Origin of the sequence: Frankia umida, assembly GCF_023242945.1 — a bacterium.
In the GTDB taxonomy this organism is placed as follows: Bacteria; Actinomycetota; Actinomycetes; order Frankiales; family Frankiaceae; genus Frankia; species Frankia umida.
Genome location: NZ_JALKFT010000032.1, coordinates 48319 through 57811, shown reverse-complemented (window position 1 = coordinate 57811; position 9493 = coordinate 48319). Strand labels below are relative to the sequence as shown.

General features: G+C 68.1%; 8 protein-coding genes and 1 pseudogene. 6 read left to right on the top strand and 3 right to left on the bottom strand.

All coding sequences use genetic code 11. The annotated features are described in order from the left end of the window. Positions 1–995: nucleotidyl transferase AbiEii/AbiGii toxin family protein (locus MXD59_RS27815; protein WP_248826504.1), on the top strand; the 995-nt coding region annotated here is incomplete at its 5' end. A gap of 44 nt (positions 996–1039) precedes the next feature. On the opposite strand, the gene MXD59_RS21905 is transcribed toward MXD59_RS27815, so the two are convergent. Next, complete coding sequence (locus MXD59_RS21905) at positions 1040–1891, bottom strand: class I SAM-dependent methyltransferase (RefSeq protein WP_248826503.1); 852 nt, start codon at positions 1889–1891, stop codon at positions 1040–1042. 47 nt (positions 1892–1938) lie between these two features. Here MXD59_RS21905 and MXD59_RS27490 point away from each other — a divergent pair. Beyond that, a pseudogene (locus tag MXD59_RS27490) lies at positions 1939–2184 on the top strand (putative immunity protein); the annotation flags it as partial. A gap of 64 nt (positions 2185–2248) precedes the next feature. On the opposite strand, the gene MXD59_RS21900 reads toward MXD59_RS27490, so the two are convergent. Further along, the gene (locus MXD59_RS21900; protein ID WP_372512168.1) at positions 2249–3319 is read right to left on the bottom strand and encodes a glycoside hydrolase family 43 protein; all 1071 of its coding nucleotides are present in this window, start codon (positions 3317–3319) and stop codon (positions 2249–2251) included. Between the two features lie 427 nt (positions 3320–3746). On the opposite strand from MXD59_RS21900, the gene MXD59_RS21895 reads away from it, so the two are divergent. From MXD59_RS21895 to MXD59_RS21880, 4 genes are all read left to right on the top strand, one after another. Next, positions 3747–4073: a hypothetical protein gene (locus tag MXD59_RS21895; RefSeq protein ID WP_248826501.1), complete on the top strand. Its 327-nt coding sequence runs from the start codon at positions 3747–3749 to the stop codon at positions 4071–4073. 1 nt (position 4074) lies between these two features. Further along, on the top strand, positions 4075–4689 hold the full coding sequence (locus tag MXD59_RS21890; protein ID WP_248816257.1) for a histidine kinase: 615 nt from the start codon (positions 4075–4077) through the stop codon (positions 4687–4689). A gap of 445 nt (positions 4690–5134) precedes the next feature. Next, complete coding sequence (locus tag MXD59_RS21885; protein WP_248826500.1) at positions 5135–6412, top strand: hypothetical protein; 1278 nt, start codon at positions 5135–5137, stop codon at positions 6410–6412. Between the two features lie 208 nt (positions 6413–6620). After that, complete coding sequence (locus MXD59_RS21880) at positions 6621–7532, top strand: extracellular catalytic domain type 1 short-chain-length polyhydroxyalkanoate depolymerase (RefSeq protein WP_248826499.1); 912 nt, start codon at positions 6621–6623, stop codon at positions 7530–7532. 1544 nt (positions 7533–9076) lie between these two features. Here the strand turns inward: MXD59_RS21880 and MXD59_RS21870 are convergent. Continuing rightward, positions 9077–9493 (bottom strand): hypothetical protein (locus tag MXD59_RS21870; protein ID WP_248826498.1); only part of this gene is annotated, 417 nt, incomplete at its 5' end.

Genomic DNA, 9493 nt, shown 5'->3' with positions numbered 1-9493 from the left:
GGCGTCTGTCAGTGAAACAGGAAAACCTGCCCGCGAGGGTGGGAATCCCCGGTCTTCAGGCCGGGGAGGATGTCAAGGCCCAGTCCCCACCGATCCACCTGCGGCTCGCTCGGATCGGGCTCCGGGTCGGCGGCCCGTATGGCTTTGCTCTCGCCGGCGGCCACGCCGTCGCGGCCCACGGAATCCTCCAGCGGCCGAGCGAGGACGTCGACCTCTTCGCAGACTGGGACCGACGCGCGGACTTCCCAGCCGCCGTCGACGCGGTCATCGTGGCGTATCGGGCAGACGGTCTCGAGATCGCGACCGAACTCCGGACCGAGCTGATCGTGCGGCGGATCCGGGCTTCGATCGCGGCCATTTCGCCGCCATGCTCGGGCAGATCGCCCGGCTCGACGATGCCGACGACTTCGCCCCCTACATTGCATTGCCTCCGAACCCATCTTCGTAACGCACTCCAACTACCCGGGCACCGCGCCGAAGAGATCCACCCCACCCCATGCGACGCACGTCCGCTGGACGAACTCGCCCGATTTCTTGAGAGCCGCGAGTCGCCGGGCATCCTGATGGCATTCCCTGCAGCGCCGTTTCTGCTCGGCCTGGTTCTTCGCGACCCTACCGCTTTCATCAGATACTGCCGCGCCTTCCCGAACCACCCCGTGAATTTCACGTCCGAATCGCAGCCAGAGGTCTCCGTTCCTGTCGGGGCCTTCGCGCCTCGACAGCAGGCGGCGACCCTACGCCATGTATGGCACCTGCGCCCCGTCCAAGAGCCTTCCGCCCATGAGATCAGTGTTTCCCTTCCGGTCGGGATCGAAGATGTGGTCATCCGAGGCGATAGCACATTTCTTGGAAGCAGCCACGGACCAACCCTGGGGCCTCTGTCCAGCCTTGTTATTCCCTGGGTCGGTGGCACCAGGGAGCCAATTCTCCCGTTTCAGCTCGTCTACGGGTCGGGTTGGCCTGGAGACAAGGAGGAAGGCTGCTACCGAGGCTGACCTGATCAACATATGGTTTGGCCTGGGTCGTACTCCGAGTTGTTTCAGTCGCGGCGGCCCTGGATGAGCCAGGCGGCCGAGTCGTACCGGACGCCTCGTTCGGTGTGGTGCTTGGCCAGGTTGGCTCGCAGATCGTCGAGTGCGCGGCTTTTGGCGCCGGGGCTGAGGTCGCGTACCAGTCCGGCGTGCTGGGCGGAGACGAACCGGAAGGCGTCATCGGGGTCACGGCCGAAGTACATGGGCTCGGCGAGGCCCTCCATCTGGACGTCGCAGAACCCGGCTGCGTTCAGGAGCGACCGGATCCGGTCGGGGTCGCTGAGGGCGAACGGGCTCGGCGCGTCCGACGGTGGGACAGCGATGTCACGGCCCGCGGCCAGACAGACGAAGAATGCCTGGAGCCACTCGTTGCGCTCGAACGGCTGCCAGGTCAGCAGGGCGATGCGCCCGCCGGGGCGCAGGGCGCGCGCGAGGTTGGTGAAGGCGGCGACCGGATCGCCGAAGAACATCACCCCGTGCCGGCTCACAGCGACGTCGAAGGCCCCGGCGGGAAAGGGGTGGATCTGAGCGTCGGCCTGCTCGAAGGTCACGTTTGTGACGTGCTCGCGTTCGGCGCGCCGACGGGCCAGCCTGAGCATCTCCGTGGACAGGTCCACACCCAGGACAGATCTGGCGGTGGCGCGGCGGGCGGCGTCCAGGGCCATCCGTCCGCTCCCGCACCCGACATCGAGCACGGTGGCCGTCTCCTCGATCGCGGCCGCGGCCAGAAACCGGTCACGGTAGGCGGCGACTCCCTCATCGAAGCGATCGGCGTGGACGGCCCAGAAAGCGCCTCCTTCGCCGTCCCAGCTGGCGAACTGGGTGGCGTTCGACGCGTCGACGGTGACCTCGGTGACCATGGTGACCACTCTGTCAGAGAGCCGGGTAGCCCCACGGCCCTGGCTGGGTGGGTCACCCCCGCAGGCTGGACGCGGTGGCCCATCGGGGTGAAGCCGACGCGGTCAGAGACGCGGCTGGAAGCAACGGGGAGCATCAGAACCGGCAGGACGCGCCGGTGCACAAGGTGACCATCAGCGAGGAAGACCGTCGACTTCTCGGCACCTGGGCTGCCGACCCCTCCGAGCGGGTGCTGCCGCTGTTCGAACAGAAGGCTTCCACCGACAGCCGCCCGCGTGAGGCCATCGAGGGCATCCGCTCCTACGCGTACAGCCCTGGTCGCAGGCGGCTGGACATGCTCCGCCACCAGCTCGACGCATTCACCCAGCCGCGTCGAGTCGGGTCACCGCGCGGCCGATGCGCACGCGGGGCGCGGGCAGCACGGCGGGCGGGCCTGATGAGGACAGCGGGGCCAGGACAAGCTGGCGGCCGGCATGGGGGGATGACGCGGGATCTTTCCGGTTCCACGTGTGGAAGGCGAGCCACCAGTTCCCGTCGGCGTCGACGAACGGTTCGGCTCCGCCCGGCCCGACACCCGCGTTCCCGGTGCGCAGGAACGGTTCGGGCGCCGCGGTACAGGGGCCGAGCGGCCCGGCGCAGGCGGCGGTCGCCGTGACGTAGTCGGGGCTGTGCCAGTCGCCGGCGGAGTAGATCAGATCGAACCGGCCGCCGCGGGCGAGCATCGCCGGGCCCTCCACGACGCCGTGCTGCCAGGGCAGGCCGGGATGGAGCAGTTCCACCGCCGGGCCGGCCAGACCGAGGCCGTCCGCGCTCATCCGCGCGGCCCACAACGTCGGGACGTGCCCGGCCCGGATTCCCTCGCTCTTCCAGGTCAGGTAGCGGTCGGTCCCGGCCGTGTAAGGACTCGGGTCGATGCTGCCTCCCGTCTCGGACTGGCAGATCAGCGGCGCGGCGGAGACATCGACGAACGGGCCGGCCGGTGAGGTCGAGCTCGCGGCCGAAACGCACTGGATGCCAAGGGCGCTCATGCGGGCGCTGTAGTAAAGGACGAAGCCGCCGGCGACGGGACTGACGGCCGGGGCCCAGGTCAGGAGCTGGCCGGCGGCGGCCCACCGGGGCAGGGCCGGCAACGCGTCCCCGACCGACTGCCAGGTCTGCATCCCGGTGCTGCGCAGCACCGGGACGTTCCCCCCGCTCGGGGTGTTCGTCCCGTAGGCGTAACTGACCCCGGCGACGGTCAGCACGAACGGATCGGCGAGGTTCGACCCGTGGACAGCGATGGCCGGACGTTCGTCCGGTGTGCCGCCGGTGGCCGTACCCCTTGGACCTGTCGTGCCGGCCGAGGGTCCAGTGGCAGTGGTGCCCGCACCGGGTGCGCCGCCCCGCGTGGTCGGCGAACCGGTCGAGACAACCCGGTCCACCAGCGTCATCGCGGCTGCGGCGAACGCGAGCACCACCACCACGACCACCGCCGTCACGGCGACCGCGATCGGTGCCCGGCGCGACCCCGAGTGGACGGTATCGGCGGGGCGCGCGGGATCAGGCGGCGCGGACGGATCGAGCAGGTGCGACATGGTGGTGTGGACCTTCCGGCTGGGTTCGGATGCGACTGCGCAGCCTGGCCGGCCCGGATGTGCGTGCCGTGTGAGAACTGTCAGTCGCATGTAGCTGCGTTTCCACGACTTCGACGTCGAGACGGCGGGATCGGGCGGCGCGGCGCTGGCGGCGGTGGGCCGGACCGGCCGGAAGATCCGCCACTCGCCGGCGACAGTCACGTTCACGGCGGCGTCGGCCGGGCAGACGGAACGCCAATGTGGCTGACATCGAACTCGAGTGTTGGCGTGGTCAGCTGGTCCCATGTCGGCCTACACCGTGGAGCTTCCCGTGCCGGCCCGCCCGCCGGGCCACCGGTTCCGGCTGGTGGTCGGCGTCGTCGTGCTGACCGTCACCGTCCTGGTGGTGACCGACCGCCTGCTCGTCCGGCTCGTCGAGCACCGCCTCGCCACCCGGTTGGCCTGCCTGGGAGTGCTCGGTAACGGCATGAGTTCGTTCGACGGTGTTCCGTTCGGCGCTCACCTCGATACCGTCACGCCGAGTGGCCAGGGCGTGCGGGTCCAGATGTCGATCAGCGGCGCCGCGTTCGACCTGCTGATGGCCGCCCACCCGTCATGTGGAGGCATCTGACATGGCCCGCTCGGACACACATACCTCCCCTGCCGGATGCGTCGACGGCTCCGGTACTGGCCTGAACACCGACCCGGCGGCGGACAGGCGCGCCTTCGCACCGGCCATCGTGAGCCGGCGGCTCCTGCTCGTCCCGGCCGCCCTGCTCGTCCTGTGGGGCACCGAGGCGGTGCTCGCCGCGGTTACGGTCGGCCTGCTGTGGCTGATCCCGGTCGACCAGACCGTTGCCCGTCTCCACGTTTCGGGGCTGGCCAGGATTGAGGTGGACCCGCATACCGCCGTGACGGCGCTTGTCACCCTGGCCCTGTCGGCAACGCTGGCCGCCGTCCTGCTGCGGTCGCGGTCCACCCTCGCACAGTTCGCGGCGATCAAGGTATTCGCGCTGGTGGTGGCGACGGCGATTACCGGCGCGTACGCTCCGGGGTCGCTGCGAGTACAGATTGCCGTCGCCTGCGTCGGCGCCGGCGCGGCCGTCCTGATGTGGCCACGGATGCGAGTGGCGGTGCCGCGGGTACTGGAAACAATCAACATCCGGCATGTCGACGGCCGCGCAGCCGACATGCTGCTCGTTCTGAAAATCAGCGTCCTCGTCGGGTTGATCGTCCTGCTCGGATAAGTCCGCCGACCGGCCGACGGACCAACCAGCCGGGCTACTCCTACTTTCTGTTTGGTGGCGACCCGCACCAGTACATCGGCAACATGTTCGCCCACGCCGACGGGTCCTCGCCCTAAGGGTCGGATCGGCGGCGGGTCCTTGGCGGCCCACCTGGCCAGGTCGGGTTTCAGGTACTGCCAGGACAGGCTGGCCTCGATGCAGCGCTCACATGCAACTCGAACAGAACGTGCAACTGCTTCGAATCCAGGGGAAGCAGTCTTGGACGTGGAGAATCCACCGCTTCCGAGAGTTCCGAGGAGTTGCAGTGATGGGATGTCATCGCAGACCCACCAACCACCGCGCCGGTGCCGACCACTGTCACCACCGGCGGCGGCTCCTTCACCGTCGCCGGGCAGACCCCCGGCGGCACCACGATCGACGGCTCGGTCGCCTGGAGATGCTCGCTGTGAGCACATCGCGGCTGCGGCTGCGGCGTGGTGGGTGGCTGAGCCTGACGACGATCACGGCGACCGTCCTGGCCATGCCGGCGCTGGCCAGCGCGGCGACGCCGACGTTGATCACGCCCGCCTGCGTGTGGCGGTTGGAGACCACGCCCTCCACCGCCAACGTGGCCTTCCCGGACAGCGGCGCCACCTACTGGACGACCCCGTTCACCGTGCAGGACGGCCTACAGGTCACCGTCTCGGGTTCGTATGCCGACGCGCGCTACACATCCCTGACGGTCTATGACAGCAACCGATCGCCTTTCATGACCAACGGCGTCAGCTCCAGCCTGCCGGACTACCTGACAGCACCGGACGCGGGCAGCATCAATCCCTGGCAACAGACCGCCGTGCCCGGCGGACACTTCACCGTCACCCTGAGCCCGAACGCGGCGACCGGTGAGACCAACACCGTGCCTCTCGCTCCCGCCGGCACTCGGTCCGGCCGGACCGGGTATCTCATCTACCGCGCCTATCTGCCGGCCGACGGTAACCCCTCCAGCATCCCCCTGCCGACCCTGACATTCGACCAGGACGGCACGTCGGTCACCCCACCCGTCTGCGGTTCCACCCTGTCGTCCGACCCGCCCACCACCACCACCACCGCTGCCGCAGGGGCGACGGTGTCGAGCGCGGCGGACTCCGCGGGACCCCAGTTCGCCCGCGGCTCCTCCGGCACCGGCGGTCTGTTTCCCAACCCGGACAACGCCTACCTGTCGGAAAAGCTGACCCCACCCACCGGCAACACGGTTCTCGTCATCCGGGGGAAGGCTCCGCGAACACCGCAGTCCAACGACCCGATACCGTGGCCTTCCGCCACCTCGGACATCCGCTACTGGTCGTTGTGCGACAACCTGGCCATCCCGCCTCTGCCAGTCGTCGTCAACACCCTGCCCGATGGCAGCCTGGACTACGGCTGCCGGGCCGACTACAGGACCAGGCTCGACGTGACCGGTTACTACACATTCGTGGTTGGTACCGAGGCGCAGCGATCGGCGATCGAGAACATCCCGGGAGCCACGTTCGTACCGTTCTCCAACGCACACCCGACCGCCCAGCACATCCTGCTGTTTCGTAACCTTCTCGGCGGCGAGTTCGAGGAGTCGGTCCAGAACGTGCCATCTGACAACAGACCGGCCTCGGCCGCGGCCGTCATGAAGGACTACTACCCGCGGTCAGCCCTCTGCTCGCTGTCCACCCTTGCCGCCGAAGGCCCGCAGGCATGTCTCCGCGGCTCCTGACCATCGGGACAGCGGGCGGACAGGCACCGACTGGTGCGTTTCAAACGTCGGCACCGCAGGTGCCGGCCGGGATGGCTACTCAACCGCAAGGGTTGGCATGCTTTGTCGAGATCGACAGTTCTCCTACCGTAAACCGCCATCCGTGTCGGCTGCCGTACTCGACTTCTGTCGTTGGTGGCGGTCCTCGGCATCGATCACACTTGCGTTGATGATGCTTGTCCTGGCCGGCTGCGGGTCGTCGTCCACCGGTGTCCCGGCCGGGGCGTCCACGACTTCCGCAGGCGCCCAGGCCATCCCGCCCGGCTCCTCGACCCAGACCCTCACCGTCAGCGGCGTTACCCGTACCTTCCACCTGTACCGCCCGGAGACCATGACCGGTCCGGCGCCGCTTGTCGTGATGCTGCACGGCGGTTACGGCAACGGCAACCAGGCCGAGAAGTCGTACGGCTGGGACACCGAAGCCGACAGCGGGCATTTCCTCGTCGCCTACCCTGACGGCCTCAACCGGGCCTGGAACGTTGGCGGCGGCGGCTGTTGCGGCGAACCAGCCCGCGACAACGTCGACGACCTCGCCTTCCTCACCCGCATGGTCACGACCATCGAACACGAGACCCCGATCGATCCACGACGGGTGTACGCCACCGGGATCAGCAACGGCGGCATCATGGCCTACACGCTGGCCTGCAGAACCCAGATCTTCGCCGCCATCGGCCCCGACTCGGCCACCGAGCTGGCCGACTGCCCGTCGCCCGCGCCCATCTCGGTCATCCACATCCACGGCACCGCCGACATCCGTATCCCCTACAACGGCGGACCGGGCCACAACCGCGGCACGACCATCGACGGGCCGGCCGTCCCCACCCTGAACGCCGTCTGGCTCCGGACCGACCGCTGCACCACGCCCACCATCACCACCGCCGGTGTGGTGACCATCTCCGAAGCGACCTGCGCCGACCACCGCGGCGTCGAGCTCATCACGATCGTCGGCGCCGGGCACCAGTGGCCCGGCGCGAAGCCAAACGTCCTCACGCAGAAGCTGTTGAACAGCGACCCACCGTCCACCGCACTCAACGCGACGCAGGTCATCTGGCGGTTCTTCAGCACCCATCCGCAGCCGTAGGGACGGCCTGGGATCTGTGTCCCGAACGGCTCCGACTCACTTTCGGTGGTCCGGTCGGCTCGTTGTCGAGAGCACCTTTCGTCTGGATGACGAAGGACCCCGGCCGGAGCCTGATCCTCGAGTACGGTTGCCTCTGCACGGCTCCGGATCTTCGGCGACTGTTCGTGGCGATCAACATGGACCTGGCTCGCCGCGCCGGGCACCTCAGAAGCCGTGCTGGCGGGCCGAAAAACGGCTACCTACAGTCCGAGGTGGACCGGGTCTGGCGCGTGACACGACCGACGCCACCTCCCCGCACGGGTGCTCGGCCGCGGTCGCGATCGTGCGCGGCTACCGCATCGCGTTGCTCGCCGCCGCCGGGCTCAGCGCCGCCACCGCACTCTCGGCGCTGCGGCTGCTCACACACCGGCCTGGCAGTGCCGGGTGACACCCTTCTTCACCCGCATAGTTGTCATTAACAATGGTAAGCAATACCAGCTAGTTTTGTTGGTGTTGCGAAAGATCGGTAGTGTCCATCGACTGCCGCTTGCGTGCCGCCGTCCCCGACAGGGCTCGCGGGCCACCGCGCTGTTGCTCGCGGTGCCCACTGTCCAAGAGCTCGAGATGCTGGCCCGGGACGTGCTGCCGGCGGTCCGGGAGTGCTCACCCGCCCGCGGCCTGCTGCCGTGGGCGGGCGGCGCCGTGGAGACGGGCGAGTAGGGAACGCGGGCATTTCCCCAGCGGCCAGGCGGCGCTGGCATACCTGTGCCTTGTGACCCGCAGCCTGGACCCCAGTGGACCGGCCGCGCTCGGGCGACACGGTCCCCGGGCCCTTGCCGTGGGCGGAGACAGCGGGATGTTGCTGATCGTCGGACAACATGCGGCGCCTCGTGGTGACGAGGTGTGGCCGGTGTGGTGCCTCGTTGACCGAAACCCGCCACTCACCCGATGGGCATCGTATGAGTGACTCGGGTGATTCTTGCCCCTCGGTACGGAGTCGGGCTCGTTGGCGATGCTGTGGTAGTACGGGTGACGGCCGTACGGGCGGCAGTCGATCCGTGCGGGCGTTCACGCCCCCCTGAATCCATGAAAGGCGTGGAACGCTCCGCGTTGTTCTCGTGGCCGGCGCTGATGTGTGATCGAAAGCGGGTCGGCGTGTTGCTCCATCGGCGATCTCTGTATCTGGTATCCATTGCGTTACCGGGACTGCGGCTAGGTCGCTGGTGATGTCGGAGGATTTCGAGGAGCTGCGGAAGGATTATTTCGGATCACGGATTCCTCGGAAGTCTTCCGCATGGCCGTGGCGGACTCGTCATGGTGGTAAAAATATCGCGATTCCGCCATCCTGTCCGATTTATTTTCGGTAGTCGCTGTCCTTATGTTGATATTTCGTACGCGATGGCTGTGCAGTGCTGGTGCGGCCCGAGTTCTCTCTGTGTCAAAATTTCTCGTACCTGGAGGCAGGAATGAACCATGTGTTGCTCAAGAAGCAACTTGTCCGGGCGGCATTCATGGTGTCTGCGACCACAAGTGTGTTTGTGCCCCTGGCGATCGGGCAGGCGGTGTCAGCCCAGGCCGTGGCGGTCGCCGGAGTTCCTGGGTCGTATGGAGCGCTGAGCGGGGCCACACCACAGCTGGCGAACATCGATTTCGACCGGAAGGACATCTGCAAGGACGAGTTCTTCGACAAGTGCCCTGGTCCTCAGGGTCCTCAGGGTCCTCAGGGTCCTCAGGGTCCTCAGGGCCCTCGGGGTTACCAGGGTGCTCAGGGCGCTCAGGGTTACCAGGGTCCGCAGGGTCCTCGGGGTTACCAGGGAGCTCAGGGTCCTCGGGGTTACCAGGGTGCGCAGGGTGCGCAGGGTGCCCAGGGAGCCCAGGGTGCGCAGGGAGCTCAGGGTGCGCAGGGTCCTCGGGGTTACCAGGGTGCGCAGGGTGCCCAGGGTGCGCAGGGTGCGCAGGGAGCCCAGGGTGCGCAGGGAGCC

Bases quoted from the DNA above. Each gene is read 5' to 3' on its own strand.
- MXD59_RS21890 (WP_248816257.1), top strand. From the start codon at position 4,075: ATGGCCCGCTCGGACACACATACCTCCCCTGCCGGATGCGTCGACGGC.
- MXD59_RS21895 (WP_248826501.1), top strand. From the start codon at position 3,747: ATGTCGGCCTACACCGTGGAGCTTCCCGTGCCGGCCCGCCCGCCGGGC.
- MXD59_RS21900 (WP_372512168.1), bottom strand. From the start codon at position 3,319: ATGACGCTGGTGGACCGGGTTGTCTCGACCGGTTCGCCGACCACGCGG.
- MXD59_RS21880 (WP_248826499.1), top strand. From the start codon at position 6,621: ATGATGCTTGTCCTGGCCGGCTGCGGGTCGTCGTCCACCGGTGTCCCG.
- MXD59_RS21905 (WP_248826503.1), bottom strand. From the start codon at position 1,891: ATGGTCACCGAGGTCACCGTCGACGCGTCGAACGCCACCCAGTTCGCC.